The sequence below is a fragment of the Blastococcus saxobsidens genome (assembly GCF_010682065.1).
Lineage (GTDB): Bacteria > Actinomycetota > Actinomycetes > Mycobacteriales > Geodermatophilaceae > Blastococcus > Blastococcus saxobsidens_B.
This window is the reverse complement of sequence record NZ_JAAGWG010000044.1, coordinates 1-25,940: the sequence shown is the minus strand read 5'-3', so window position 1 is coordinate 25,940 and position 25,940 is coordinate 1. Positions and strand designations below refer to the sequence as shown.

The following is a 25,940-nucleotide window of genomic DNA, read 5'->3' as shown; positions in this document are numbered from 1 at the left end:
TCACCGCGGCCACACCGCGCTCGGCGGACGAACCCCCGCCGCCCGCGTCACCAACCTGGCGGGTCAGTACACCTAGGCTGGGCGGCGTGAGCAGCTTCCTGGAGCACCCGGGCACCGTCGGCCGCCTCCGGGGGCGCGTCGTCGAGGAGCACCCGGACGTCGCGGCGGCGACGCAGACGGTCTGGGTCGCGGTGTACCCGGCCGGCGACGGCGAGGTCGCCTGGGAGGGCCTGCGCGCCCGTCCGTCCGGGGAGGGGCGGGCCGTGCTGGTCGCCGTCCCGGTGTTCGCCTACGACCTGGCCCTCGGCGACGAGGTCGAGGTGGTGGCCACGGCGGAGGGGCCGCTGGTGGTCGTCCGCCGGTTGCAGGACGCCGGCCGCGCGACCTTCCGGGTGTGGTTCCCCGACTGGCCGGACCTGGAGCGCGATGACCGGGCGGCGGAGCTGCAGCGGGAGCTGGGGCGCTTCGGCTGCTGGTTCGACGTGTACTCGCCGAGCCTGGTCGCCGTCTCGGCCGAGCCCGACGCCGTCCAGGCGGTCGCCGACCACCTCGCCGAGCAGGAGCGGGCCGGCCGGTTCATCTTCGAGCCCGGCCGGCCCAGCGCTCCCTGACCTCCGGCGGGGTCAGCCCGCGGCGGCCGGGACCCGGCCCAGGATCAGGTCGGCCGCCCGCTCCGCGATCATGATCGTCGGCGCGTTGGTGTTGCCGCGGACGAGCGTCGGCATGACCGAGGCGTCGACCACCCGCAGCCCCTCGATGCCGTGCACCCGGAGCTGGGAGTCGACGACGGACTGGTCGTCGGTGCCCATCCGGCAGGACGACACCGGGTGGTACAGCGACTCGAGGGTGTCGCGCACCGACTGCCGCAGCGCCTCGCGGCCGTGCACGGTGCCGCCCGGGGACCACTCCCCGGCCAGCACGGAGGCCAGCGGCCCGACCGACGCGATCTCGCGGGACTTCTCGATCCCGCAGGCCAGCGCGTCGACGTCGCGCTCGTCGGTGAGGTACCCGGCGTCGATCGCCGGAGCCCACGTCGGGTCGGCCGAGCGCAGGCGCACCGAGCCCCGGGAGTGGACGTCGACGAGGACCACGGCGGAGGTGAAGGCCTCGGCGTCGGGGTCGATCTCCGCCTGCTTCCAGAACTTGACCGGCAGGAAGTGCATCTGCAGGTCCGGCTCGGCCAGGTCGGGGCGGGAGCGGGTGAACAGCCCGGCCTCGGCGAGGTTGGAGGTCAGCGGCCCCCGGCCGGCGGCCTTCCACATCGCCATGTTCACCGGCGTCTCGGCCAGCCGCAGCGACTTCCCGGACCGCACGTTCCAGACCACCGGGACCAGCGGGTGGTCCTGCAGCCCGCCGCCGACGCCCGGCAGGTCGTGGACCACGTCGACGCCGACCTCGCGCAGGTGGTCGGCCGGCCCGATGCCCGACAGCATGAGCAGCTGCGGCGAGTTCACCGCGCCGCCGGAGAGGACGACCTCGCGGGTGGCGCGCACCGTGTGCAGCCGCCCGCCGCAGCGGTACTCCACGCCGGTCGCCCGGCCGCCCTCGACGAGCACCCGGGTGGTGAGTGCGCCGGTCCGGACGGTCAGGTTCGGCCGGCCGCCCGCGGGGTGCAGGTAGGCGTCGGCGGCCGACCAGCGCCTGCCCCGCTTCTGCGTCACCTGGTACTGGCCGACGCCCTCCTGGGCGGCGCCGTTGAAGTCGTCGTTGGCCGGGTAGCCCGCGGCCACCGCCGACTCGACGACGGCGCGGGTCCACGGGTGCGGCGAGCGCAGGTCCTCGACCCGCAGCGGACCGCCGACGCCGTGGAACTCGTCGGCGCCGCGGGAGTTGTCCTCCATGCGCTTGAACAGCGGGAGCACGCGGTCGTAGGACCACGCCGGGTCGCCGGTGCGCTCGGCCCACTCGTCGTAGTCGGCCCGGGCGCCGCGGATGTAGATCATCGCGTTGATCGACGAGGACCCGCCGAGCAGCTTGCCGCGGGGCCAGAAGAGCTTGCGGCCGCCGAGGCCGGGCTGCTCGTCGGTCGTGTAGTTCCAGTCGTGCCGGGTGCGCCAGACCTTGTAGAGCCCGGCCGGGATCTTGACCTCGAGCACGTCGTCGGTGCCGCCGGCCTCCAGCACGAGCACCCGCAGCGTGGGGTCCTCGCTCAGCCGCCCGGCCAGCGCGGCGCCGGCCGATCCGGCACCGACGACGACGACGTCGTACTCGTCGCTCATCTGCGGGCCGCTCACCGGTGCCGTCCGTGGAGCATGCCCATGACGCGGGCGAGGGCGTCGGCGGCCTTCTCCGGCCGGCCGAAGCTCATCAGGTTGACCGGCAGTGCGTAGCGCTGGCGGGTGATGGCCTTGGCGCGGGTGAACTCCTTGAGCCCGTCCTCGCCGTGGATGCGGCCGAACCCGGAGTCGCCGACACCGCCGAAGGGCAGCGCCGGCACCGAGGCGAAGGTGAGCACCGAGTTGATCGAGGTCATCCCGCTGCGCATCCGCCGGGCGAGGTCCATCGCCCTGTCCTTGGAGCCGGAGAAGATCGAGCCGGCCAGCCCGTAGGTGGTGTCATTCGCCCGTTCGAGGGCCTCCTCGGCGTCGCGCACCCGGGTGATGGTCAGCGTCGGGCCGAAGGTCTCCTCCCGGATGGCGGAGGAGTCGTCGGGGACGTCGAGCAGCACGGTGGGCGCGACGTAGCCCTCGGCCGGATAGGCGTCGGCGTCGGTCCCGCCGGTGACCACGCGGGCCCCGGAGGCGGCGGCGTCGGACACGTGCCGCCGGACGACGTCGATCTGCGAGGGCATGGTCATCGGGCCGTAGGTGGCCTCGCCGTCCGACCCCGGACGCAGCGTGCGGACCTGGGCGGTGACGGCGTCGACGAACCGGTCGTAGACGGCCTCGGTCGCGTAGACGCGCTCGATGCCGATGCAGGTCTGCCCGCCGTTGCTCATCGCGCCCCAGACGGCGGCGTCGGCGGCGGCGGCCACGTCGGCGTCGTCGTCGACGATCATCGCGTCCTTGCCGCCGAGCTCCATGAGCACCGGGGTGAGGGTCTCGGCGCAGGCGGCCATGACCTTCTTGCCGGTGGCCGCCGAGCCGGTGAAGGCCAGCTTGTCCACCGGCACGCGGCACAGCGCCGCGCCCGTCTCCCCGAAGCCGGTGACGACCTGGAAGGCGTCGGGCAGGTCCGGGACGGCGGCCCGCCAGGCGGCGGCCAGCCACGCGCCCACGGCCGGGGTGTACTCCGAGGGCTTGAAGACGACGGCGTTGCCGGCCGCGAGGGCGTAGGCGATCGAGCCCATCGGCGTGAACACCGGGTAGTTCCACGGACCGATGACGCCGACGACCCCGAGCGGCTGGTACTCCAGGTAGGCCGCGTGGTTGGCCGCGAGCATCCCGGAGGCCACCTTGCGGGGGCCGAGGGTCTTGCGGGCGTGGCCGGCGGCCCAGGCCAGGTGGTCCACGGCGAGGGTGATCTCGAGGATCGCGTCGGCGTGCGGCTTGCCGTTCTCCCGGTGCACCAGGTCCGACAGCTCGTGCATGCGCCGGGCCAGGTAGCCGCGGAAGGCCGAGAGGTGCTGCTTGCGCCCGTCCCAGCCCAGCGCGGCCCACTGCTCGGCGGCGGTTCGCGCCCGCGCCACGGTCTCGGCGACCGCGTCGGCGTCGTGCACGGGGAAGACGCCGACCACCGCGCCCGTGGCGGGGGTGGTCGACTCGAAGGTCTCGGTGGTGCGGTGCCGTTCGACGGTGCCTGCGGTACCGGCGTCGACGGAATCCAGCTGCTCGGCCAGCGACATGGTGATGCACGTTACCCGCGGGTCACAGGCACAGGGGGAGGGGTCGCCCGGTCGGGGGCGGCCCGCTCAGGATGAGCCGTCGACGACCGCCCAGGCGGTCTTCGTGCCGGGCTCGACGTACCAGCCGTGCGAGCTCGACAGGTCGGCGACGAGGTAGAGCCCGAACCCGCCGAGACCCGGGTCGCGCCCCTGCGCGGGGGTCGGGGCGACGGAAGCCGCGGCGTCACGGACGGCGATCAGCCAGTCGTCGCCGCGGCGGCCGAGCACGGCCGCGACCGGGGCACCCCCGTGCCGCAGGGCGTTGGAGGTCAGCTCGTCGGCGATGAGGACGAGGCGCTCGGACCAGTGGTCGCGCTCGGGACGCTCGACGACGGGGCTGCCGGTCATGGAGGTGCGCAGGCGGGCCCGCAGCCCGGCGAGCTGGCGCAGGTCCGTCAGCTCCTGGCACCAGATCTCCCCGAAGGCGTGCAGCGGACGCGCGCGCTGCCAGAGCGTCACCGTCACCGCCTTCCACCCCCGGCTCTGCTCGCCGGCGGTCACTGCAGGCCCCCGTGCCCGTTGCGGCACCCGCCGAACCCTCGGATCACCCGGAGGAGTGCGGGTGTCGGCGAGTTGCGGGGGACCGGGTCCGGGCGCCGGCCCGGTGCAGCCGTCGGGGAGAGGGCCGCACCGGAACCGGCGCCCGGCGGATGCGCGCCGGTCACGACCCCCAGCGGGGGATCGCGGCGGCACCCGGGGCGTGCCCGTGGGTGGCGGGCCGGCCGCCGTTCCTGCGCCCTCCCGGGCCGTCGGAGCCCGGTGCGCGGGACACCGACGTCCAGCAGCCGAACAGCGACAGCCACTGCCCGGCGGTCAGCGCGGGAGGCCGGGTGGTGGGGGACAGGTTCTCCTGCCGCAGCCAGCGGACGCCGGCCGTACCGGGCAGCTGCGAGCGCAGCAGCGGCCCCAGGGGTGCCGACGGAGAGGCGAGCAGGGCGTGCGCGAGGCGGTCGAACGTCGCGGCCTCGCCCTGGGGGAGGGCGGCGCGGGCCTCGGCGGCGGGGCCGTGGGGAACGGGGGCAGGACGGGACACGGAGTACCTCCGGCAGGGGTGCGGTGCGGGGCGTCCGCGGGCACGACGGGGCCCGGCGGGGACGCGGGGGAGCGGGCGCCCGGGATGGATCCGGGGCGCGGACGGCGGAGCGGGGGAACCGCTCCGCGGCGCGATCAGCTCGAGAGGGTGCGAAGCCGCACGAAGTACCGCATGGGAGGAACGCTAGGGAACGCCGGGCCGGGCGTCGAGCGAATTACCGCGAGCCGGCCGTGGCTGCCAGGAGCCGGTGGAGCAAGGAGCCGGACGTACTACCGGGCGCTGTCCTTGGCCGCCTGGCGGGCCTGGTGGGCCTCCCACTTGGCGCGGTCCCGGGCGCGGGCCGGAGCGTTGCGCTCCCACTTCTCCGCGCGCTTGCGGGCGCGGACGAGCTCGCGCTCCTCGAACGTCTCGTGGCTGTCCCAGTCGGAAGCCGCCACCGCCATCGCCAGCCCGACCACGACGACGATCGCCACGAACGCGGCGAGGATCGGGTCCAGGACCCAGAAGCTGCCCGCCGCCACGGCGAGACCGACGACGATGCCCACCGCGAGGGGCGCGGAGAGGCGGCGGCTCGACGAGCTGTCCCGGGTCACCGGACCAGTATCCGCTGCCCTCGGCCCGGCACACCGCGGTACCCCGGCGACACCCGTGCCACCGGGGCTGTTCCGGCTCGCGATCGTGATCCGCAGCCCCTTGCGTGCCGACCTGCGGGTGCCTACGGTCGCAGGGGTCGGTTGAACAACAGCCGTCCTTCGCCAGTGCTGGTCGTCGTGTCGTTCGCGTCCGCAGGCTCACTGGTCCGGTTCCGCCCGAGAGGCACTTCCGTGACCGCTTCCTCGCTCGATCGCTCGTACACCGCCGACTTCGCCGACCACGGTCTGGTCACCCTGTCCGTCTCCGGTCCGGCCGCCATGCCCGTCCTGGTCGCCACCGGTGAGATCGACTGCACCTCCGCGCCCCACGTCCAGGCCCGCATCGAGCAGCTCCTCGACGCCGGCGCCCGGGAGCTCGTGATCGACCTGACCGCCGTCACGTTCCTCGACTCGGCCGGCCTGTGCGCCCTGGCCACCGTGCACCGCCTCTCCGCCGGTCAGGTCGGCATCCGCGTGCTCGCCAGCACCCGTGCCGTCATCCGGCCGCTGCAGATCACCGGCCTGTGGCAGCTGCTGGGCGCCGAGCGCGTCGAGAACTCCCCCTTCTGACCCGCTGATCCGCGGGGCCCGGTCCCCGCCGTCCGACGGTCCGGGCACGGGCCGGGGGACCACTTCGCGCGGCTTCCGCACCGGGGAGGCAGACTCGGTGGCAGCACGTCCGGTCCCGTCCGGGGCCGGCGGAGTCGGACCATCGAGGAGGACCACCGTGCGGGATGCGGTCATCTGCGAGCCCCTGCGGACGCCGGTCGGCGGATTCGGGGGCTCGCTGCGCGACGTCCCCGTCCAGGAACTCGCGGCCACGGTCATCCGCGCGCTGATCGAGCGCACCGGCCTGCCGCCGGAGTCGGTCGACGACGTGCTGCTCGGGCACTGCTACCCGACGATGGACGCGCCCGCCCTGGGCCGGGTGGCCGCACTCGACGCCGGCCTGCCCGTGACGGCGTCCGGCCTGCAGATCGACCGGCGCTGCGGCTCGGGCCTCCAGGCCGTCGTCTACGCGGCGATGCAGGTGCAGTCCGGCGCCTCCGACGTCGTGCTCGCCGGTGGTGCGGAGTCGATGAGCAACGCGCCCTTCTACTCGACCGCCATGCGCTGGGGCGTCAAGCCCGGCCCCGGTGTGCTGCTGGAGGACGGGCTGGCCCGCGGCCGGGTCACCGCCGGCGGCCAGAACCACCCGGTGCCCGGCGGCATGCTGGAGACCGCCGAGAACCTGCGCCGGGAGTACGGCATCGGCCGCGCGGAGCAGGACGAGTACGCCGTCCGCAGCCACCAGCGGGCCGCGGCCGCCGCCGCCGAGGGCCGGTTCGCCGACGAGATCGTGCCGGTGACCGTGAAGCACCGGAAGGGCGAGACCGTCGTCGACCGGGACGAGCACATCCGCCCCGACTCCTCGGTGGAGACGCTGGCCAAGCTGCGCCCGATCCTGGGCAAGAACGACCCCGACGCCACGGTGACCGCCGGCAACGCCTCCGGCCAGAACGACGGCGCCGCCGTCGCGATCGTCACCCACCCGGAGAAGGCCGCCGAGCTGGGCCTGCGCCCGCTGGCGCGGCTGGTGTCCTTCGGCATCGGCGGCGTCCCGCCGAAGACCATGGGCATCGGCCCGGTGCCGGCCACGGCCAGGGCGCTCGCGCTGGCGGACGTGAAGCTCTCCGACGTCGACCTGATCGAACTCAACGAGGCGTTCGCCAGCCAGGTGCTCGCCGTCGCCAAGGAGTGGGGCTTCACCGACTCCGACTGGGAGCGCACGAACGTCAACGGGTCGGGCATCTCGCTGGGCCACCCGGTCGGCGCCACCGGCGGCCGCATCCTGGCCACGCTGCTGCGCGAGATGGACCGCCGCGACGCCCGCTACGGCCTGGAGACCATGTGCATCGGCGGCGGGCAGGGCCTCGCCGCGCTGTTCGAGCGGGTCTGAGCGAGACTCCCCCCGATCGTCCCCGAGCCGAGGAGAGCCCCCGCATGTCCACGTCCCCCAACGGTTCGCCGCGCGTCGCGATCGTCACCGGTGCCGCCCGCGGCATCGGAGCGGCGACCGCCCTGCGGCTGGCGCAGGACGGCTTCGCCGTCGCGGTCCTCGACCTGAAGGAGGACGACGCTCGCGGCACCGTCGAGGCCATCGAGGCCGCCGGCGGGCGGGCGCTGGCCGTCGGGGCCGACGTGGGCGACGCCGAGCAGGTGCAGGCGGCGGTCGACCGGATCGCCGCCGAGCTGGGCCCGCCGGTGGTGCTGGTGAACAACGCCGGTGTCACCCGCGACAACATGCTGTTCAAGATGAGCGACGCCGACTGGGACGTGGTCATGCACGTGCACCTGCGCGGTTCGTTCCTCATGACGCGTGCGGCGCAGAAGCACATGATCGACCAGAAGTTCGGCCGGATCGTGAACCTGTCCAGCACCTCGGCGCTGGGCAACCGCGGCCAGGCCAACTACGCGACGGCCAAGGCCGGGCTGCAGGGCTTCACCAAGACCCTGGCGATCGAGCTGGGCAAGTTCGGCGTCACGGCCAACTCCATCGCGCCGGGCTTCATCCAGACGGAGATGACCAAGGCCACCGCCGAGCGGATCGGCGAGGAGTGGGAGTCCTACGTGGCCAAGCGCGCCGCGGCGATCCCGGTCGCCCGCGCCGGGCTGCCGGAGGACATCGCGCACACGGTGTCCTTCCTCGTCAGCGAGGGCGCCGGCTTCGTCTCCGGCCAGGTCATCTACGTCGCCGGCGGCCCCCGGAACTGACGCCTCAGGTCGAAGGGTCGCGGTCCGGGTAGCGGGCGCGGGCGCGGGCGAGGGCGTAGACCCCGAACGCGCCGAACCCGGCCGCGACCCCGGCCAGCAGCCACGGCCCGGCCTGGACCCCGGCGATCGCCGTCATGGCGCCGTCCAGCCCGGTGGCGGTCGACACGTCGGCGGAGGTGGCCGCCCGCCACAGCAGGACGCCCACCAGCCCGAACGCGATGCCCTTGGCCAGGTAGCCGAACCGGCCGATGCCCTCGATCACCGGCTCCCAGCGGTCGGGGGCGGCCGGCAGGTCGATGTCGCGCATGAAGCCGCCGGTGCAGCCCCGGACGAACGTGTAGATCCCGACCGCCACCACGCCGGCGGCGACGGTGCCGATGAGCAGCGCCCCGCCGGGGATCAGCAGCGTCTCCTCGGTGAGGTCGCGCAGCCGCTCGTCGGCCTCGTACTCCAGGCCCAGGGAGAACAGCAGGGCGGTGAGCCCGAGGAAGCCGTACACCGCTCCCTTGGCCAGGCACTTCGCGCAGACGACGGCGGTGCGCACCCGGTGCGCGGGGTCCAGCAGCCCGTGCCACCACAGCAGCACCTCGGCGGCCTGCCAGAGGGCGAGCGAGAGCATGCCCAGCCCGATGGCGACCAGCAGCAGCCGCCCACCCGGCCCCTGCGCCACGGTGAGCAGCGCGCCGGTCTGGTCGGCGTCGGCGCCGCGCAGGCCCATCGCCATGCGCGCCGCCAGCACGGCGATGAGCAGGTGCATGGCCCCGTAGGCGATGAGCCCGGCGCGGGCCAGGTGGGTGAGCCACGGGGAGTCGGTGACCCGGCGGACCCGGTCGACGAGGCCGTGCAGGCGGCGCGCCACGGACCGGTTCGACGGCGCCGGTGGGCTCACGTGCGCTCGGGGTACCGGGCGCGGACGAAGCAGAACGCCCCGAAAGCCGCGATCCCCAGCGCGACCAGGGTGAGCAGGTAGGGGCCGGCGGGGGCGCCGAGCACCAGGTGGAGGGCTCCGTCGAGGCCGTCGGCCTTGGAGGCGTCGAAGGTGATCGCCGACCAGATGAGCAGCCCGCCGATCAGGCCCAGGGCGACGCCCTTGCCGGGGAAGCCGGCCTGGCCCAGCCGGGTGACCAGCCGGGTGGCCTTGGCCGGGCAGTCGGAGAGGTCGATCTCCTTGAGGAAGCGCTTCGTGACGCCCTTGTAGACGTGGTAGACGCCGACCGCGACGACGACCAGCCCGACGGCACCGACCAGCCATCGCCCACCGGGCCAGCCGAAGACGCCGGCCGCGGTCTGCTGCGGGGTGCTGGAGCCGCTGCTCTGCCCGGTCCCCGTGGCGTACCGGAACGCGAGGACCGTCAGCGCCAGGTAGATCACCGTCTTGACCGCCGACTTGGCGGTCTTCTTCAGCGCCCGGGTGCGGGTGTCGCCGCTGGCCGACCAGCCGTGCCGCCAGCGCAGGATCTCCGCGGCCTGCCAGACGGCCAGGGCGAGCAGGCCGACGGCGAGCACCCACAGCAGCGGCTTGCCCAGCGGCTGCTGGGCCAGGGTGGCCAGCGCGCCGGACTGATCGGCCTGGGCGCCGCCGCCGCCCCAGGCGAGCTGGAGCGCCAACCAGGCGATGAGCACGTGGACCAGCCCGTAGGCGATCAACCCGACGCGGGCCAGGTGCTCCAGCGCGTCGCTGTTCCCGGCCCGGCCGGCCGCACCCATCGCCGATCCGGCGTTGCCGCGCACGCTCATGTCGGTGCCTCCTGCCCTCGCCCCGGTCGTGGAGCGCCTGAGAATGATCAGCGTGGCACGCGCGGGGTCCCGGTGCCTCTCCGGTCGCTGGCGCGGGTGAGGGAGACTGGGGTCGTGGCGAACGCAACCGGAATCCTGTCGGCGACCACCGCGGGGATGGCGACCCCGGACGTCGCGCGGCGCACTTGGCCCCGCTGGCTGGCCCTCGGTGTCGCGATGATCGCCGTGGCGGTGCTGGCCGTCGCCTGGGAACCCGCGGGGGCACGGTTGCTGCTGGGCACGCTCGGGCTGTTCCTGGCCGTCCGCGGGGTGCTGCTGCTGCGCGGCGCGGGTGCCCTGGAGGGCGAGCTCTCCGGGCGGGCGCGGTCGCTGGGCGCCGTCGCGGTCGTCGCCGGGATCGCCGGCCTCGGGGTCGCCGTCGCGTCGGCGGCCCTGTCGGCGACCGTGCTGCTGATCGGTGTGCCGGTCGCGCTGCTCGCGGCCTCGGCCGGGCTGCTGGCCCGCGGCGGGACCGCGCGGCGCGGCGGGCAGGCGCTGCTGGTGTGGTCGGTGCTGGTCACCGCGCTGCTGGTCGTCACCGGCCTGGCGCAGGACTGGAACCGCGCGGCGGACCTGGCCACCGTGGTGGCCGCCCTCGGCGTCGCCGTCCTGGGTCTGCCCCTGCTGATCGGTGCGGCGAACCTGCGCACCATCGCCGCGACGCCCGCTCCGGCGCCGGTGCGCTCCGGGTGCGGCGGCTGCGCCTGCGGCGCCGGCGGCTGCGGCTCCTGATCCCCGCGCCCGGCCGGGGCACGGCGGGGCGGCCGGGCTGACCTCCCGGGATTGCCCGGCGGGCGGGATGGGAAGGCCATCGACCATGCCTCGTCTCGAGAACGGCCTCAAGCTGCTGGCCAAGGGCTACGCCTGGCTGCCCGACGAACGCCGCCGCACCGGACGCCGCGTGGTCGGTGTGCGGCTGGGCGGGCTGCCGGCGGTCGGGATCGAGGGGCCGGAGGCGGCGCGGTTCCTCTACGACGAGGAGCACGTGCGGCGTTCGCAGGCCATCCCGGAGCCGGTGCAGGGGACGCTGTTCGGCAAGGGCGCGGTGCACACCCTGGACGGGGAGATGCACCGGGTGCGCAAGGCGATGTTCATCGCGCTGCTCATGCGGGAGGAGGGCATCGCCTCCCTCACGCGCCAGGCGACCGTGGCCTGGGACGCCGCGGTGCCGTCGTGGACCCGGCGGTCGGAGATCGTGCTGATCGAGGAGGCCGCCCAGGTGCTGGCCGGCGCCGTCACCCGGTGGGTCGGCATCCCGGTGCGCGACGACGAGGTGCCCGGCCTGGCCCGCGACCTGACCGCGATGGTCGACGGGTTCGCCACCGGTGGCCCGCGGCACCTCCGGGCGCGGCGGGCCCGGCGGCGTCGGGAGCGGTGGCTGACCGAGCTCGTGCACGACGTGCGCAGCGGCGTCACGAAGGTGGCGGAGGGCTCGGCGGTCGACGTCGTCTCCGGGCACCGGGACGCCGACGGCACGCAGCTCTCCTCGCGCGTGGCGGCGGTGGAGCTGCTCAACATCATCCGGCCGACGACGGCGGTGGCCTGGTTCCTGGCGTTCTCCGGGCACGCGCTGATCCGCTGGCCGCAGTACCGGGAGCGGCTGGCCGCGGGCGACCCGGCGTTCGCCGAGGCCTGGGCGCACGAGGTCCGCCGGTTCTACCCGTTCGCGCCGTTCATCGGCGGCCGCGCGCCGCAGCAGCTGGAGTTCGACGGCGAGAAGATCTCGCGGAACTCGATGGTGCTGCTGGACCTCTACGGCCAGAACCACGACCCGGCGCTGTGGGACACCCCGTACGCGTTCCGGCCCGAGCGCTTCCTGGACCGGGAGATCGGCGAGTTCGAGCTGGTGCCGCAGGGCGGCGGGAACCCGCGCACGGGCCACCGGTGCCCGGGCGAGCAGATCACCGTGGCGCTGCTGTCGGCGCTCGCGGTGCGGCTGGCTCGCCTGGACTGGGACGCGCCCGAGCAGGACCTCACCATCGCGCTGCACCGCATCCCGGCGAAGCCGAGGAGCGGCGTCGTGCTCCGGGTCGGTCCCAGCGCCTGAGCTGCCATGCTGCGCGGATGACGAACCGGCGGTCGCGGGAGCAACGCCTGCCCGACGGCAGGCCGACGGTCGTCTCGCTCGACTGGGACTACATGTATCCGTCGGTGCTCGTAGACCGCTCACCCGGCCTGTTCGGCAGCGTCGCCTTCGTGGACCCGGCCGAGCTCGGACTCCCGCCGGAACTGGTGTCGCGGCTGGAGTCCTGGTGGGACCGGCAGGAGATGCTCTCCGGCGCCTTCCACCGCGACCAGCCCCCGATGTCCGAGGTGGAGCGGCGGCTGGGGAAGCAGCAGGACCGGGAGCTGCTCACCCTTGCCTACGACGTACGGCAGGCGCTCGCCCCTGATGTCGAGGTGCTCCTGTGGGGGCGCCCGCTCGAGGAGCGCCCCCGCTCCTGGTGGAGTGACTAGCGCGGGTCGAGGCCCTTGAGCTCCGGCGGCAGCTCACCGGCATGCACGACGCCGAGCCGCTGGGTGGCGCGGGTGAGCGCCACGTAGAGGTCGTTGTGGCCCCGCACGCCCTCCTCGATGATCCCGACCGGGTCCCCGACCAGCACCGAGTCGAACTCCAGGCCCTTGCTGCCCTCGGGCGTGAGCACGACGACGCCGTCGGTCAGGTCGCCCTCCGCCGAGGCGCTCGGCACGATCGCACGGACGACGGCGGTCACCTCCTCCAGCCGGCTGAACGGGACGATCACGGCGAGGGTGCCGTCGGCCGCGTCGAGCTCGGCGGCGGCCTCGGCGATCGCCGACGGGAGGTTCGCCTCGGGCACCTGCCACGACCACGGGAGCTCGTCGGTGGAGCGCACCGACTCCGACGGTGCGGTGACGGCCCCGCCCGCGGCCAGCACGTCGGCGGCCACGGCCATGATCTCGGCCGGCGTCCGGTAGTTGACGGTCAGCTCCTCCAGCCGCCAGGAGCTGCCGAGGTGCGGCTCGAGCACCTCGCGCCAACTGCTGGCCCCCGCCAGGGTGGAGGTCTGGGCGACGTCGCCGACCAGGGTCATCGACCGGGTGGGGATCCGGCGGAGCAGCACCCGCCACGCCATCGAGGAGAGCTCCTGCGCCTCGTCGACGATGACGTGCCCGTAGGTCCAGGTCCGGTCGGCTGCGGCCCGCTGGGCGGTGGAGCGGCTGTCGCGCTCCTCGTGCCGCCCGGCCAGCCCCTCGGCGTCGAGCAGGTCGCCGGCCGACAGCTCCTCGGACTCGTCCTCGGTCTCCCAGTCGGTGGACCGGGAGCCGTGCAGCAGGTCGAGGGTCTCCTGAGCGTGCCGCAGCCGGCGCTGCCGCTCCCGGCGCTCCCGGTCGCGCTCGGCGGAGTCGTCCACGCCGAGCAGCTCGTCGGCCTCCTCCAGCAGCGGCACGTCGGCGGGCGTCCACGGCGCGCTCGCCGGGCGGAGCAGCAGCTCCCGGTCGGCCTCGCTCCAGCCCCTGATGGCCGACTCGAGCCGCCGACGGGAGGAGAACAGCTCGCCGATCAGCCGCTCGGCGGTGAGCCGTGGCCAGAGCCGGTCGGCCAGGGCGTGCACCGCGGGCTCGCCGGCGACCTCGCGGCGCAGCGCGGCGACGTCGTCGGGGCCGAGCAGGTTGGCCCCACCCATGACGTTCTCGCCGAGCTTGTCGGCGTACTTGCGGGCCACGATGTCGATGACCGCGCGGACGGCGGCGGGCCGGGCCTCGTTGTGCAGGCGGGACATGCCCCGCGCGCGGCTGCGCACCTGCGCGGCGTCGGCCTTGGCGAAGCGGATCAGGACCCCGTCGATGTCGAGGGTGACCGGCTTGTCGAGCACGGCCTGGCGGTCGCGGACGGCGGTGGTGACGACGCGGACCATCGTCGGGCGGCCCTTGATCTCGGCGACCCGCGGCGCCTCGGCCGCGTGCGCCTGGAGTCCGGGACGCAGCCCGCCGAGGTCGGTGAGCACCACGCCGGTCTCGCCCAGGGAGGGCAGCACGTCGGCGATGTAGCCGAGGAACGTGGGGGAGGGGCCGACGATGAGCAGTCCGCTGCGGGCCAGCCGCTCGCGGTGGGTGTAGAGCAGGTAGGCAGCGCGGTGCAGGGCGACGGCGGTCTTGCCGGTGCCGGGGCCGCCCTGGACCACCAGCACGCCGCGGTGGTCGGCACGGATGATCCGGTCCTGCTCGGCCTGGATGGTGCGCACGATGTCGCTCATCCGGCCGGTGCGCGTGGCGTTCAGCGCGGCGAGCAGCACCGACTCCCCGGCCAGGCCGGAGCGCTGGACGAGGTCGGGGTCGCTCAGGTCCAGGGTCTCGTCGGTGACGGTCACGACCGTGCGGCCACGGGTGCGCAGGTGCCGGCGCCGGCGCACACCGAGGTCGTGCAGCGGCGTCGCGGTGTAGAACGGCTGGGCCGCCGGAGCGCGCCAGTCGACCAGCAGCGGCTCCTCGCGGCCGTCCTCGGCGTTCAGCCCGATCCGGCCGATGTAGCGGGGCACCTCGGCGTCGTGCCGGTCCAGGCGGCCGAAGCACAGGCCGTGGTCGGCGGCGTCGAGGGCGACGATCCGCTGGGAGTGCAGCTCGACCGCGGCCTCCCGCTCACCGACGGCCTGCGGGTTGTGGGGGACCAGCGCCAGGGCGTCGGCCAGGCGGGTGACGGTGCGGGCCCGCAGCTCGTCCAGCCGGCGGTGCAACCCGCTCACGTAGGCCTGCTCCGCCGCGAGTTCGGCGTCCTGCGGGTCCGGGTCTCGCACTGTCGACAAAGCCATCACTTTCGCTGGAGTCCCGGTGGATCACGCGTCGGCGTCCTCCGCGCAACTGCCCATCCTGCGCGGATCTTCCCGTCCGTGTCACCCACGACCCGCGTGGGACCGGCCACGTCAGCGGGGAGCGGTCAGCGCCTCGGCCAGCTCGAGGGGTCGGCTCAGCGCCACGCAGTGCCCGCCGGGCACCTCCTCGACCTCCAGTCCCAGCCGCTCCCGGGCCACCCGCCGCTGGAACTCCAGCGGGAACAGCCGGTCCTCGCGCCCGGCGAGCACCCGGGTCGGGACGTCGGGCCACGCCGGGAGCGGCCAGGGCTCGTCGAAGGGGCGTCCGGACTGCTCCTCCGGCCGCGCCAGGAGCTCGGCCACGACGTCGGGTGGCACGTCGTGGAAGTAGACGGCGTCGTCGTCGGGTTCCCCCGGCAGCCCGAGGGCGGCCCAGCAGGCGCTCTGCGCCTCGTCCTGGCCGGTCGCCGTCCACCAGTCGCCGCCGGTCTCGCCCGGGCGCGGCACCATCGCGTTGACCAGCACGAGGGCCTCGACCTCCCGCCGCCGGCACACCAGCGGGGCGGTGAGCCCGCCCATCGACTGGGCCACCACCGTCACCGGTCCGCGGTCGCCGATCGCCTCGGCCACCGCGTCGGCGTAGGCGTCGAGGCCCGCGCTCTCGTCCCCGGCCGGCAGGTCGACGGCCACCACCTCGTGGCCGCGGCGGACCAGCTCGGGCACCAGTCGGTGCCAGTACCAGGCCTGGCCGCCGGCGCCGGGCACCAGCACGAACGTCGTCATGCGGAGTTCGACTCCGCGGGGGGCACGAAGTCATCGGCGGATCGCCCCGGAAGTGCAACTCCGGCGTCATCGTGCGGACACATCCGGCCCCTAGCGTTCCGGATGAATTCGAGTCGAGGAGGCAGCCATGAGCACGGCCACGAAGGAACGGACCACCTGGGTCTGCGACAACTGCACGCAGGAGGTGTCCGCGACGCGGAAGCGCTGCAACGGGTGCGGCACGTCGCGGTACTGACGGGTCAGACCGCCGGCGGGGCGCCGCGCAGCCGGACGACGGAGGCGCGGAAGCGGCCCTCGCCGTAGAGCCGCCAGGCCAGCCGGGTGCCTCGCGGCGCGCCGTGCAGCAGCCGGGCGCGATCGCCGGCGCAGGCGTCCTCCAGAGCGAGGCCGAGCACCAGCAGCCGCTGGCGCGCGGAGAGCCCGCAGTGGACCGTGCGGCCGATCGCCGTCCACTCGACGTCGGCCCAGGTGCCGGTCGAGCAGGGGGAGCAGCGCCTCCTCCTCGGCGGTGGTCTGGGCGTCGACGTCGTCGGCGAGCGTCCGGCAGGCGCGGGCGAAGGCGTCGCGCGCAGGGGCGCTGCCGGAGACCGACCACTGCCGGGCGGTGGTGTCCAGGTCGCGCAGGCGGGCGTCGATCCGGGAGCAGGAGACGGTCCAGGCGGCGACGGCGGCCCCGGCGGCGGCGCGGTCATCGGTCGGGACCGCGCGCAGCAGCGCCGGCCAGAGTGCCTCCCGTTCGACCGCGTGGTGGTGCAGCAGCACCCGGGAGACCAGGGCGGCGTGGCAGCGCAGCGCGTCGGTGCGGGCGCACTCGCCGTCCGGGGCCCAGCCGGCCAGGTCGGCCAGCGTGCGCAGCTCGCGGCGCACCAGCTGGTGCAGCACCCGCTGGTAGGCCGCGGCACGGCTGCGGGCCGGCGTCGCGAGGCCGGCGACGGCGGCGTCCGCAGGGTGTCGCGGCCGGGGGAGGGAGACGGAGCGGACCGCGGTAGCGGTCATGGCGCACCTCGATGCGGAGCGGCGGGGGGCGGTCGGCGCTCCGGGGAGCGCGATGCGGGGCAGGGTAGGACCGGCGGCTGCGGAGGCGACACCGATTTCGATGCTCGGAACGGTGCGCTCCCGGGCCGGCCCGGCGGTCCGCGTCAGGACGTCGTCCGCAGGTCACCGTCGGTGATCCGGGCAGCGACCGGACCCGACCGGAACGGTTCCACGGCGGCACCGAGGGCGGCGACAGCGGGCGTGCGGTCCACTACGGTCGGGCGCGTGGGGAGCCGCGTGGGGAGCGTCGTGGCACGCAACCGGGTGACCGTCTCCGGGGCGTCGTCCGGTCGTCCCGTCGTGTTCGTGCACGGCTTCGGCTGCGACCAGACGATGTGGCGGCTGGTCACCCCGGAGTTCGAGCGGGACCACAAGGTGGTGCTGTTCGACCACGTCGGCTCGGGTCGATCGGACCTGTCGGCCTACGACCACGAGAAGTACGGCTCGCTCGACGGCTACGCCTCCGACGTGGTGGAGATCTGCCGGGAACTGGACCTGCGCGACGTCGTCCTGGTCGGCCACTCGGTGAGCGCGATGATCGGCGTGCTGGCCTACCACCGGGCGCCGGAGCTCTTCGGTGCGCTGGTGATGATCGGCCCGAACCCCCGCTACGTCGACGACGGTGACTACGTGGGCGGTTTCAGCCGCACCGACATCGCCGGTCTGCTGGATGCCCTGGACAGCAACCACCTGGGCTGGTCGGCGGAGATGGCGCCGGTCATCATGGGCAACCCCGACCGGCCGGAGCTGGCCGAGGAGCTCACCAACAGCTTCTGCCGGACCGCGCCGGACATCGCCCGGCAGTTCGCGCGGGTGACCTTCCTGTCGGACAACCGGGCAGACCTCGACGGGATCGAGGTGCCCACGCTGGTGATGCAGTGCTCCGCCGACGCCATCGCGCCGGACTGCGTGGGCGAGTACGTGCACCGGCGCGTCCCGGGGAGCGTGCTGGTGCGGATGGCGGCGACCGGCCACGTGCCGCAGCTGTCCGCGCCGGAGGAGACGACGGCCGCCATCCGGAACTTCCTGAGCCGATGAGCGGCGCCGGCCCGGTCGAGCCGGGGGCGCCGCCGGGCTCGGAGCACCTGGACCGGCTGCTCGAGGACGACCCGGCGGACCTGTACGAGAACGCGCCGATGGGCTACCTGTCCACGCTCCCCGACGGGCGGATCGTCAAGGTCAACCGGACGTTCTGCGCGTGGACCGGACGGCTGACGTCGGACCTGCTGGGCACCCGCTTCCAGGACCTGCTGAGCGTGGGCGGGCGGGTCTTCCACGAGACCCACATGGTGCCGCTGCTGCGCATGCAGGGGGCGGTGCGCGAGATCGCCATCGACGTCCAGCGGGTGGACGGCTCGTTGCTGCCCTGCCTGCTCAACGCCGTCGAGCTGCGGGACGCCGACGGCCGGCCGGTGCTGGTGCGGGCCACCCTGTTCGAGGCGACCGCGCGCCGTCGCTACGAGCGGGAGCTGCTGGCCGCGCAGCGGCTGGCGGAGGAGTCCGAGGCGCGGTCCCGCACGGTGCAGAAGGTGGTGTCGGACCTCGCGGCGGCGACCACGGCCGAGGACGTGGCGACGGTGATCGTGCAGCGCAGTCGTGCAGCGCTGCAGGCGCACGGCGCCGCGCTGGTGCTGGTGCACGGCGAGGCCGACGACCCGCACGCGCTGCCGGCGTTGCGACCGGTGCGGTCGGAGGGGCTGACCCGGGACCTGCTGCGGCGGCTGCGGGAGGCGGCGGGCAGCCGGCTGGCGCTGGAGATGGCGCAGGGGGTGCGGTCGATCGTGCTGGACCCCCGGCTGCGGGCCGGCCAGCCCGAGCTCGCCGCGGTGATGGCGGAGGCCGGGACGAGCGAGCTGGTCATCGTGCCGGTGGCGGCCGACAGCAAGCGGCTGGGCGTGCTGGTGCTGGCCCTGGGCGACGGCGCCCCCGGGCAGCTGATCAGCCTCGAGGAGCCGGACCAGCGCAAGCCGATGGCGCCGTCGCAGGTGAACCTGCTCTACACGCTGGGGCGGCAGGCCGGGCAGGCGCTGGAGCGGGCGCGGCTGCACGAGGAGACCGTGCGGCAGGCGGAGCGGGCGGCGTTCCTGCTGGACGCGGCCCGGCTCATGGCCGAGGCCGCCGACGTCGAGGGCACGATGGACAGGCTGGCGGAGCTCGCCGTCGCCCGGCTGGCCGACGTCTGCGTCATCGACCTGGTCACCGAGCAGGGCATGACCCGGCCGGCGGCCCGGCACCGCGACCCCGCCCGGCAGCCGCTGCTGGACCAGTTGCGGGAGAAGCTGCTCGCCGGCCAGCTGCCCGGCCACCCGGGGCTGCGGGCCCTGCGCGAGGGGCGCACCCAGTGGGTGCGCGACTTCGACGAGGCGCGGCTGGCGGGGTCGACGCTGCCCGGGGAGCACCGGGAGGCGGTGCGGGAGCTCGGGGTCGCCAGCGTGGTGAGCGTGCCGATGGCGATCGAGGGACGGCGGCTGGGCGTCATCTCCTTCGCCGCGGACCGGGAGCGCGAGCCGTTCACCGCGGCCGACGTCGAGATGGCCGAGCAACTGGCGCTGCACCTGTCGCAGGTGGTGGACAAGGCGCGGCGGTTCGAGTTCGCCGAGCAGACCTCGCACACCCTGCAGGAGAGCCTGCTGCCGCCGCGGCCGCCGGAGGTCCCGGGCCTGCGGACGGCGGTGCGCTACGTGGCCGCGACGCAGGGCGTGGACGTGGGCGGGGACTTCTACGACGTCGTCCGGCTGCCCGGTGACCTGGTGGGGCTGTCGGCGGGCGACGTCGTCGGGCACGACATCACCGCCGCCGCCACGATGGGCCAGCTGCGCAGCGTCTGCCGGGCGCAGATGACCGACGGGCCGTCGCCGGCGGCGCTGATCGAGCGGTTGCAGGCCAACTGGGACCTGTTCGAGCTGCAGCGGATGGCGACCGTGCTGTTCGGCATGCTCGACCCCGCGTCCGGGGAGCTGCGGCTGGCCTCGGCCGGGCACCTGCCGCCGGTGCTGTGCGCGGACGGGGCGGCGCAGTTCCTGCCGGTGCGGCCGACCCGGATGCTGGGCGCGCCGCCGTCGGAGGGGCCGGTGCAGGAGTGGGTGGGCGAGTTGCCCGTGGGCGCGACGCTGGTGCTGTTCACCGACGGGCTGGTGGAGAGCCGGCACTCCGACATCGACGCGGGGCTCGACCGGCTGCTGGAGGTGGCCGCGCGGGCGTGCTCGGCCGATCCGGACGCGCTGTGCGACCGGCTGCTGGCGGAGCTGGCGGGGGAGCACCGGGCCGACGACATCGCCCTGCTGGCGCTGACCCGGGTCTGAGGACGTCCCCGCTTCCGGTCGGGACCGTTTCGGGTCACCATGGACCCGACCCCGGTAGGAGGCGGTCATGGACCCTGCGGCTCGAGTGGACCCGATCGCCCAGGCGATCGACGGGGCGACCGGTGACTGGTCGATGTCCGGCGATGCGATGCGCTGGTCGCCCGAACTGGCCGAACGCGCGCCGACCGTCGGCGAACTGGGCGGGCTGGACTCCGGCTCCGGGGCGGGCGGCGCGCTCGGGCTGGACATGACCGGTGTGCGGCGGCTGGTGTCCGACGCGCTCACCTCCCTGGGCGCGGTGGCCGCCGACGTCGCCGCCGAACTGCGCTCGCGCACCGTCGGATCGCCGTCCGAGCCCCCGGAGGACTCCCGCGACGAGTGACGTGCCGGCCACTCGGAGCGACCTGCATGGGTGCCCGCCCACCGGCTCCGGACGGGCGCCCTGTAGAACCACGGGAGAGCACAGCCACTTCGACGTATGGAGTCGCATGAGCAACTCGTTGGTCCTGGCGCCCGCGCCGCGGTCCGAGGCCGCCGAACAGGTGCGGGCGGAGGTGCGCGAGTTCCTCGCCGACGAGCTGGCGGCGGGCACGTTCAGCACGCACGTCGACACCTGGCTGTCCGGCGTCGACCCGGCGTTCTCCCGCAAGCTGGGGGAGCGCGGCTGGCTCGGGATGACGTGGCCGAAGAAGTACGGCGGGCACGAGCGCTCGGCGATGGAGCGCTACGCCGTCACCGAGGAGCTGCTCGCCGCGGGTGCGCCGGTGGCCGCGCACTGGATCGCCGACCGCCAGTCGGGGCCGAACCTGCTCACCTACGGCACGGAGAAGCAGCGGCAGGAGATCCTGCCGCGCATCGTCGCCGGTGAGTGCTACTTCGTCATCGGGATGAGCGAGCCGGACTCCGGCTCCGACCTGGCCTCGATCCGCACCAAGGCGGTGCGCAACGGCGACGGCGACTGGGTGGTCAACGGCGCCAAGGTGTGGACGTCGAACGCGCACGAGTCGCACTACGGGATCGTGCTGGTGCGCACCTCGCCGTCGGACTCCGCCAACCGGCACGCCGGCATGTCGCAGCTGCTCATCGACCTCTCGCTGCCGGGCATCACGGTCAACCCGATCCGCATCCTCGACGGCGGTCACCACTTCAACGAGGTGGTGTTCGAGGACGTCGTCGTGCCCGGGGACATGCTGCTCGGCGAGGAGGGCAACGGCTGGCACCAGGTGACCGCGGAGCTGGCGTTCGAGCGGTCGGGGCCGGAGCGGTTCCTGTCGACATATCCACTTCTCGCCGAGTTCGGACGTCGAGTTGTCGACTCGGGGGACCCGGCGCAGCTGACGGTGCTCGGCCGGCTGTCGGCGCGGGTGCTGGCGCTGCGGCAGATGTCGCTGCGGATCGCGGCCGCGCTGGACCGCGGTGAGCTGCCCAACATCCCGGCGGCGCTGGTCAAGGACGTGGGGACGACGTTCGAGGCCGACGTCATCGAGGAGGTGCGGCGGGTGGCGGACGTGATGCCGTCGCTGGACTCGCCGGACCCGCTGGGTCGGGCGCTGGCCGAGGCGCAGCTGCACCAGCCCGGCTTCACGCTGCGGGGCGGGACCAACGAGATCCTTCGCGGGATCGTGGCGCGAGGGCTGGGGCTGCGCTGATGGCAACCGATCAGGACCTGGTGGTCGAGACCGTCCGGGACATCCTGTCCGGGCACGAGCCGTTCGTGCTGACGCCCGCGCGCCGGTGGGACGAGGGCCTGTGGTCGGCGCTGGCGTCGGCGGGGCTCACCGGTGTGGGGCTGCCCGAGGAGGCCGGCGGTTCCGGCGGCGACCTGGCCGACGCGGTGGCGATCGTGCGGACCCTGGCCTCGGGTGCTGCGGCGGTGCCGGTGGCCGAGCAGCTGCTGGTGGCCGGGCCCGCGGTGATCGCGGCCGGGCTGACCCTGCCGCCGGTCGAGGAGCCGCTGACGTTCGGCATCGCCGACACGGTGACGGCGACGCCGTCCGGGGACGGCTGGACGCTGACGGGCACCGCGGCCGACGTCTCGTGGGCCGCCGTGGCCGCGCACGTAGCGCTGCTGGTGACCGGGCCGGACGGCGCGGCGCTGGCGCTGCTGCCGACGTCGGGGCTGGACGCCTCGGATGGGTACAACCTCGCCGGTGAGCCGCGGAGCTCGCTGACGCTGGCGGAGACCCCGGCGGCGGTGGCCCCGCTGAACGACGCCCAGGCGCGGGAGCTGCGGGCCGGGTTCGCGCTGGCGCGGGCCGTGCAGCTGAGCGCGGCGCTGGAGCAGGTGCTGGCGTGGACGGTGCAGTACGCGGGGGAGCGGCACCAGTTCGGCCGCCCGCTCGGGAAGTTCCAGGCGATCCAGATGGAGCTGGCCGAGATGGCCGGCGAGGTCGTCGCGGTGACGGCGCTGACCGATGCCGCCGTGCAGGCGCTTGCGCACGGTTCGGCCGACGTCGCGCTGGCCGCCGCGGCGGCGAAGGTGCGGGCGGGGGCTGCCGTCGAGGTGGTGGCCCGGCTGGCGCACCAGGTGCACGGGGCGATCGGCTTCACCCAGGAGCACAAGCTGCACCACCTGACGCGGCGGCTGTGGTCGTGGCGGGACGAGGCGGGCAGCGAGCTGGTCTGGTCGCGGGTGCTGGCCTCGGGCCTGCTGGCCGACGGTCCGGACGGGCTCTGGCCGGCGCTCACCCGGGTGGTCTGAACTCTCCGCGGAGCCGGCCGGGGTGCGCCCGGCCGGCTTCGCGCGGTCAGACGGTCTCGGGCACCCGGAGCTGGGCGACGACGAGGTCGAAGGTGGCCACCTCGAGCGCCTGCGCGCCCATCTGCCGGGTGAACTCCTGGCGGAGGTCGGTGGCGCGGTCGAGCGAGCGCTGGAGGGCGTCCCGGCTGTCGTAGGTGACGGCGGTGGTGGCCCGGCCGTCCTGCGGGTTCACCAGCATGCTGACCGAGCAGAAGCCGGGGATGTCCTCCAGGCGCGGGACGATGCTGACGGCGAAGGCGTCGGCCAGCCGGTCGATGCGGTCGGGGTGCCCGCGGGTCCAGGTGACGCGGGCGCAGGCGCCCTCGGGGGCGGCGTGCAGGCGGTGCAGGACGGCGATCGTCCACTCCTCGACGACGGCGGGGCCGCCCAGGATGTCGGCTGCGCGGGCGCGCATGGCCTTGACCCCGCCGGCGCTGCGCTGGAGGGCGGCGCTGTCCTCCCAGGCGGTGGTGACGATGCACCGGCCGTTCTGGCGGTCGGCGAGCATGGACAGGCCGATGAAGCCGTCCATGCCCATGACGGCCGGGAGCACCCGGTCGCGGACGTAGACGACGCCGCGGTCGACGTTCAGCGGGGTGCCGGAGATGGTGGTGGAGCGCGCGTACATGCGACGGTTCCTCTCGCGAGCAGGCGAGCCACGGGCGGCGTCGCCGCGCCGTCCACTGTCCTCGCCGACGGGCCGTCTGGGAACGGTTCCGGACGCGGAGGTTCCGGCGTCGGGCGATCGCCTCAGACGGTCTCGGGGACGCGCAGCTTGGCGACGGCGAGGTCGTACTCGCCGGTCTTCCGGACCCGGAGCCCGGTCTGCTCGGTGAACCGATCCTGGATCGCGGTGGTCCGCTCGGTCGCACCGGCCATCGCCTCCCGGCTGGCGTAGGTGATGGCGGTGGCCGCCCGGCCGGTGGGGCGGTCGATCAGCACGCTGACGCTGCAGAAGCCGGGCAGCTCCTCCAGCTGGGGGAGGACGGCGGTGCGGAACGCGTCGATCCTGCGGTCGGTGTGGGCGGGGTCGCCACGGGTCCAGACGACCCGGCTGCACGCCCCGGCGCCGGTGGGCCGGAGACGGTGCAGGACGGCGATCTCCCACCGCTCCACGCGGGGCTCGCCGTGCATGATCTCGCCGAGGCGCTGCCGCAGGACCCGCACGTGGGGAGCGCTCTTCTGCACGGCGTCCGTGTCCTCCCACGCCGTGGTGGTGATGCAGCATGCCGACGGGCGGTCGGTCAGCATGGACAGTCCGACGAAGCCCTCCATGGCGGCCACGTCGGGGAGCACCCGCTCCCGCACGTAGGCGATGGCCGGGTCGAGGTGCTGCGGGTCGCCCACGATGGTGGTGGACCGAGCGTGCATGGCACGTCTCCTTCCCGAGGAGCCGGCGCGCCCTGGTCGGCGTCGCCGCCCTCCGTACTGTCCTCCCGCCGCGGCGGGAAGGAAACGGCTCCGGGCGCGCCGGTTCGCGCGGCTCATGGCGTGACGAGCCGGGGCCCGTGCGGCCGCCGGGGGAGCGGTCCGGGGCACGGGCCCGGCGCGTCAGCTGTGGGCAGGGTCGGGTGGGGCCATTTCTTCGAACCACGGCGGGTCGGGTTCGGGATCGTGGCACCACCCCGGGGGACGGGAGATCCGCGAGACCCCGCTCGGCGTGCGGACGATCAGCCGGCCGTCGCGCAGCAGCTCGAAGTGCCAGCCGCGGGCGAACGTCTTGATGCGGTGGTGCCGACGGCACAGGCAGCAGAGGTTCCAGCACTCGGTAGGGCCGCCGTCGGCGTGCGCGGTGCCGTGGTCGATGTCGCAGCGGGCGGCTCGGCGGCGGCACCCAGGCATGCGGCATTGCCGGTCGCGTACCTCGGTGAACCTTTTCTGCGCGGCGGTCGGTCGATAGGCCGTGGTCGGTGGGGGAGGTCTGAGTCCGGGGCCGTCGGTCGCGGGTTCACCGGTCGTACTCCCTGACCGCCGTCGGCGGCGCCGCTTTCCGGCAGCCCGGCGGAGCTCGCTGTGGGTGGCCACTGCCACCAGGTGACCGGTGATCGGATTCCCGACGGCGACCTGGACCGATCCGCCGGCGGGCGCAGACCGGACACCCAGCATGTCCAGCTCGCGGAGCAGCTCACGGCACTGCGCGGCCGTGACGATCTCTCCGTCGACCTCCGCGGGCGGCGCGGTGTGGCCGGTCGGCGTCTCCTCGTGGAGGGAGCGCAGCGGCGCGTGGATGGTCACCTGGGCGGTGACGGAGGGTCGACTGGTGTCCCAGGGCCGCAGGATCAGATCGGCGGCGACGGAGGCTCGGATGACGCCGATGGGGCGTAGGTCGCCGTCGGCCCGCAGGAGCTGGGCGTACTGGTCGATCGCGTCGACGCAGGCGGCGGATTGGAAGAGCGGAAGGTCGATGGTCACCTGACCCATGCCGTCGTCCGTGGCGCGGTAGGAGACGTTGGCTCGCCTCGCGGCCTCCGCTCGCCGCTCCTCGAGTGCGGCGGCATCGAGACGGGCGAGGGCGCGGCGCACCCGCTGCCGGAGCTGCGCGACCGTGAGACGGCCGGCATCGGGCAGCACGCGCTGCTCGATCTCCTGGATCACCGCCGGCTTCGCGGGGCCGAGGAGCTCGACCAGCGCGCGCATCTTCCGGACGTCGATCTCACCGGAGTGGAGCGCCTCCCACGTGCCGGCCATGGTGGTGGTCAGCACGATCGACTCGACGGCCAGGTTCTCGGCCTCGAACTCCGAGCAGCCGCGGATGAGGGCGAGCTCGGACACGAAGGTCTCGCTCACCTGCGCGAGGACCGGCGATCTGCGCAGCCGGCTGTCCAGCCCCGGGCCACCCAGCGGGCCGAACTCGCGGTCGAGTTCGATCGCGCGGCGGCGGGCCAGCGCCGCGATGGACGCGGCGCGCTCGGCGGCGTAGCGGGACTCGCGGGCGTCGGCAGCCCAGATGTCGGAGACCAGCTCGAGGTCGCTCACGCCCGGGGCGACGGTGTCGGGCAGCTCCCGGATGCGGACGCCGTCATCCGGCTCGCGAGGTGCGCTGCCGTCGTCGAACACACCTGCACCGTAGGACCGACCACTGACACTTTTCGCAGCTCAGCGGCCTGGTCGTTCGGTCAGTCGTACGGGTTGGTGAGGACCGTTCGGGCCTGGAAAACGTCGAAGGTGACCGGTGGTCCGTCGGTGGTGGTGGTGCCGGGGACCTCGACGGTTGCGCCGCCGTCGACGGAGAAGGTGGCTCCCCAGGTGACGGTGAGGTAGGCGGTGTAGGTGCCGGTCCGGTAGGAGTGCTC

The 25,940-nt window shown here is 74.6% G+C and carries 25 protein-coding genes; 12 read left to right on the top strand and 13 right to left on the bottom strand.

Going from position 1 to position 25,940, the window contains the following annotated elements; all coding sequences use genetic code 11:
- The first annotated feature begins 86 nt into the window (after positions 1-86).
- Complete coding sequence (locus tag GCU60_RS19035) at positions 87-611, top strand: DUF4265 domain-containing protein (protein ID WP_163208075.1); 525 nt, start codon at positions 87-89, stop codon at positions 609-611.
- 12 nt (positions 612-623) lie between these two features.
- On the opposite strand, the gene GCU60_RS19030 is transcribed toward GCU60_RS19035, so the two are convergent.
- The 5 genes from GCU60_RS19030 to GCU60_RS19010 form a co-directional block, all read right to left on the bottom strand.
- The gene (locus GCU60_RS19030) at positions 624-2,234 is read right to left on the bottom strand and encodes a GMC family oxidoreductase (protein ID WP_345770701.1); all 1,611 of its coding nucleotides are present in this window, start codon (positions 2,232-2,234) and stop codon (positions 624-626) included.
- The gene (locus tag GCU60_RS19025) at positions 2,231-3,784 is read right to left on the bottom strand and encodes an aldehyde dehydrogenase family protein (protein WP_239521440.1); all 1,554 of its coding nucleotides are present in this window, start codon (positions 3,782-3,784) and stop codon (positions 2,231-2,233) included. The genes GCU60_RS19030 and GCU60_RS19025 overlap by 4 nt, the downstream gene beginning before the upstream one ends.
- A 66-nt stretch (positions 3,785-3,850) precedes the next feature.
- Entirely contained in the window at positions 3,851-4,288 is a 438-nt protein-coding gene (locus tag GCU60_RS19020; protein ID WP_163208073.1) for an ATP-binding protein, read from the bottom strand.
- Positions 4,289-4,484: 196 nt separating this feature from the next.
- The gene (locus GCU60_RS19015; protein WP_163208071.1) at positions 4,485-4,856 is read right to left on the bottom strand and encodes a hypothetical protein; all 372 of its coding nucleotides are present in this window, start codon (positions 4,854-4,856) and stop codon (positions 4,485-4,487) included.
- A gap of 269 nt (positions 4,857-5,125) precedes the next feature.
- Positions 5,126-5,449: a hypothetical protein gene (locus GCU60_RS19010; protein WP_163208069.1), complete on the bottom strand. Its 324-nt coding sequence runs from the start codon at positions 5,447-5,449 to the stop codon at positions 5,126-5,128.
- A gap of 231 nt (positions 5,450-5,680) precedes the next feature.
- On the opposite strand from GCU60_RS19010, the gene GCU60_RS19005 reads away from it, so the two are divergent.
- From GCU60_RS19005 to fabG, 3 genes are all read left to right on the top strand, one after another.
- Positions 5,681-6,058 (top strand): anti-sigma factor antagonist, encoded by a 378-nt coding sequence (locus GCU60_RS19005; protein WP_163208067.1) that lies wholly within the window; start codon positions 5,681-5,683, stop codon positions 6,056-6,058.
- A gap of 157 nt (positions 6,059-6,215) precedes the next feature.
- On the top strand, positions 6,216-7,427 hold the full coding sequence (locus tag GCU60_RS19000) for an acetyl-CoA C-acetyltransferase (RefSeq protein ID WP_163208065.1): 1,212 nt from the start codon (positions 6,216-6,218) through the stop codon (positions 7,425-7,427).
- 44 nt (positions 7,428-7,471) lie between these two features.
- Positions 7,472-8,242 carry a 3-oxoacyl-ACP reductase FabG gene (fabG, locus tag GCU60_RS18995; RefSeq protein WP_163208063.1) on the top strand — a complete coding sequence of 257 codons (771 nt, stop codon included), beginning with the start codon at positions 7,472-7,474 and terminating at the stop codon, positions 8,240-8,242.
- A 4-nt stretch (positions 8,243-8,246) separates the two neighbouring features.
- Here fabG and GCU60_RS18990 read toward each other — a convergent pair whose 3' ends face one another.
- Together GCU60_RS18990 and GCU60_RS18985 are read right to left on the bottom strand one after the other, a co-directional pair.
- Entirely contained in the window at positions 8,247-9,101 is an 855-nt protein-coding gene (locus GCU60_RS18990; protein ID WP_345770700.1) for a DUF1206 domain-containing protein, read from the bottom strand.
- 26 nt (positions 9,102-9,127) lie between these two features.
- Positions 9,128-9,979 carry a DUF1206 domain-containing protein gene (locus tag GCU60_RS18985; protein WP_163208059.1) on the bottom strand — a complete coding sequence of 284 codons (852 nt, stop codon included), beginning with the start codon at positions 9,977-9,979 and terminating at the stop codon, positions 9,128-9,130.
- Between the two features lie 114 nt (positions 9,980-10,093).
- On the opposite strand from GCU60_RS18985, the gene GCU60_RS18980 reads away from it, so the two are divergent.
- The 3 genes from GCU60_RS18980 to GCU60_RS18970 all read left to right on the top strand — a co-directional run bounded on the left by GCU60_RS18980 (position 10,094) and on the right by GCU60_RS18970 (position 12,475).
- Positions 10,094-10,750: a hypothetical protein gene (locus GCU60_RS18980; RefSeq protein WP_163208058.1), complete on the top strand. Its 657-nt coding sequence runs from the start codon at positions 10,094-10,096 to the stop codon at positions 10,748-10,750.
- An 85-nt stretch (positions 10,751-10,835) separates the two neighbouring features.
- Positions 10,836-12,065, top strand: a complete 1,230-nt coding sequence (locus GCU60_RS18975; protein WP_163208057.1) for a cytochrome P450 — start codon at positions 10,836-10,838, stop codon at positions 12,063-12,065.
- 17 nt (positions 12,066-12,082) lie between these two features.
- A complete protein-coding gene (locus tag GCU60_RS18970) occupies positions 12,083-12,475 on the top strand; it encodes a hypothetical protein (RefSeq protein WP_163208056.1) in 393 nt (130 codons plus the stop codon).
- Here the strand turns inward: GCU60_RS18970 and GCU60_RS18965 are convergent.
- The 3 genes from GCU60_RS18965 to GCU60_RS18955 all read right to left on the bottom strand — a co-directional run bounded on the left by GCU60_RS18965 (position 12,472) and on the right by GCU60_RS18955 (position 16,566).
- On the bottom strand, positions 12,472-14,772 hold the full coding sequence (locus GCU60_RS18965; protein ID WP_345770702.1) for a HelD family protein: 2,301 nt from the start codon (positions 14,770-14,772) through the stop codon (positions 12,472-12,474). The genes GCU60_RS18970 and GCU60_RS18965 overlap by 4 nt on opposite strands.
- 126 nt (positions 14,773-14,898) lie before the next feature.
- Positions 14,899-15,570: an alpha/beta fold hydrolase gene (locus GCU60_RS18960; protein ID WP_163208054.1), complete on the bottom strand. Its 672-nt coding sequence runs from the start codon at positions 15,568-15,570 to the stop codon at positions 14,899-14,901.
- A gap of 90 nt (positions 15,571-15,660) precedes the next feature.
- Entirely contained in the window at positions 15,661-16,566 is a 906-nt protein-coding gene (locus tag GCU60_RS18955) for a hemerythrin domain-containing protein (protein WP_163208053.1), read from the bottom strand.
- Between the two features lie 264 nt (positions 16,567-16,830).
- Here GCU60_RS18955 and GCU60_RS21425 point away from each other — a divergent pair, with 264 nt between their 5' ends.
- The 5 genes from GCU60_RS21425 to GCU60_RS18930 all read left to right on the top strand — a co-directional run bounded on the left by GCU60_RS21425 (position 16,831) and on the right by GCU60_RS18930 (position 22,608).
- Positions 16,831-17,643: an alpha/beta fold hydrolase gene (locus GCU60_RS21425; RefSeq protein ID WP_345770699.1), complete on the top strand. Its 813-nt coding sequence runs from the start codon at positions 16,831-16,833 to the stop codon at positions 17,641-17,643.
- On the top strand, positions 17,640-19,907 hold the full coding sequence (locus tag GCU60_RS18945) for a SpoIIE family protein phosphatase (RefSeq protein WP_163208052.1): 2,268 nt from the start codon (positions 17,640-17,642) through the stop codon (positions 19,905-19,907). The genes GCU60_RS21425 and GCU60_RS18945 overlap by 4 nt, the downstream gene beginning before the upstream one ends.
- A 67-nt stretch (positions 19,908-19,974) precedes the next feature.
- Positions 19,975-20,289, top strand: coding sequence for a hypothetical protein (locus GCU60_RS18940; RefSeq protein ID WP_163208051.1), 315 nt, complete (start codon positions 19,975-19,977; stop codon positions 20,287-20,289).
- Positions 20,290-20,395: 106 nt separating this feature from the next.
- On the top strand, positions 20,396-21,556 hold the full coding sequence (locus tag GCU60_RS18935) for an acyl-CoA dehydrogenase family protein (protein WP_163208050.1): 1,161 nt from the start codon (positions 20,396-20,398) through the stop codon (positions 21,554-21,556).
- Positions 21,556-22,608 (top strand): acyl-CoA dehydrogenase family protein, encoded by a 1,053-nt coding sequence (locus GCU60_RS18930; RefSeq protein WP_163208049.1) that lies wholly within the window; start codon positions 21,556-21,558, stop codon positions 22,606-22,608. Before GCU60_RS18935 ends, GCU60_RS18930 begins: the two co-directional genes overlap by 1 nt.
- A gap of 46 nt (positions 22,609-22,654) precedes the next feature.
- Here the strand turns inward: GCU60_RS18930 and GCU60_RS18925 are convergent, their stop codons facing one another.
- From GCU60_RS18925 to GCU60_RS18915, 3 genes are all read right to left on the bottom strand, one after another.
- On the bottom strand, positions 22,655-23,275 hold the full coding sequence (locus GCU60_RS18925) for a hypothetical protein (protein ID WP_163208048.1): 621 nt from the start codon (positions 23,273-23,275) through the stop codon (positions 22,655-22,657).
- 122 nt (positions 23,276-23,397) lie between these two features.
- On the bottom strand, positions 23,398-24,018 hold the full coding sequence (locus GCU60_RS18920; protein WP_163208047.1) for a hypothetical protein: 621 nt from the start codon (positions 24,016-24,018) through the stop codon (positions 23,398-23,400).
- Positions 24,019-24,198: 180 nt separating this feature from the next.
- On the bottom strand, positions 24,199-25,704 hold the full coding sequence (locus tag GCU60_RS18915) for an HNH endonuclease signature motif containing protein (RefSeq protein WP_163208045.1): 1,506 nt from the start codon (positions 25,702-25,704) through the stop codon (positions 24,199-24,201).
- Positions 25,705-25,940 lie beyond the last annotated feature (236 nt).

What these genes read in the sequence shown, in the direction of transcription:
- GCU60_RS18970 (WP_163208056.1), top strand. Translation starts at nt 12,083, where the DNA reads ATGACGAACCGGCGGTCGCGGGAGCAACGCCTGCCCGACGGCAGGCCG.
- GCU60_RS18985 (WP_163208059.1), bottom strand. Translation starts at nt 9,979, where the DNA reads ATGAGCGTGCGCGGCAACGCCGGATCGGCGATGGGTGCGGCCGGCCGG.
- fabG (WP_163208063.1), top strand. Translation starts at nt 7,472, where the DNA reads ATGTCCACGTCCCCCAACGGTTCGCCGCGCGTCGCGATCGTCACCGGT.
- GCU60_RS18975 (WP_163208057.1), top strand. Translation starts at nt 10,836, where the DNA reads ATGCCTCGTCTCGAGAACGGCCTCAAGCTGCTGGCCAAGGGCTACGCC.
- GCU60_RS18940 (WP_163208051.1), top strand. Translation starts at nt 19,975, where the DNA reads ATGGACCCTGCGGCTCGAGTGGACCCGATCGCCCAGGCGATCGACGGG.
- GCU60_RS18930 (WP_163208049.1), top strand. Translation starts at nt 21,556, where the DNA reads ATGGCAACCGATCAGGACCTGGTGGTCGAGACCGTCCGGGACATCCTG.
- GCU60_RS18935 (WP_163208050.1), top strand. Translation starts at nt 20,396, where the DNA reads ATGAGCAACTCGTTGGTCCTGGCGCCCGCGCCGCGGTCCGAGGCCGCC.
- GCU60_RS18925 (WP_163208048.1), bottom strand. Translation starts at nt 23,275, where the DNA reads ATGTACGCGCGCTCCACCACCATCTCCGGCACCCCGCTGAACGTCGAC.
- GCU60_RS19025 (WP_239521440.1), bottom strand. Translation starts at nt 3,784, where the DNA reads ATGTCGCTGGCCGAGCAGCTGGATTCCGTCGACGCCGGTACCGCAGGC.
- GCU60_RS18955 (WP_163208053.1), bottom strand. Translation starts at nt 16,566, where the DNA reads ATGACCGCTACCGCGGTCCGCTCCGTCTCCCTCCCCCGGCCGCGACAC.
- GCU60_RS18920 (WP_163208047.1), bottom strand. Translation starts at nt 24,018, where the DNA reads ATGCACGCTCGGTCCACCACCATCGTGGGCGACCCGCAGCACCTCGAC.
- GCU60_RS18960 (WP_163208054.1), bottom strand. Translation starts at nt 15,570, where the DNA reads ATGACGACGTTCGTGCTGGTGCCCGGCGCCGGCGGCCAGGCCTGGTAC.
- GCU60_RS18945 (WP_163208052.1), top strand. Translation starts at nt 17,640, where the DNA reads ATGAGCGGCGCCGGCCCGGTCGAGCCGGGGGCGCCGCCGGGCTCGGAG.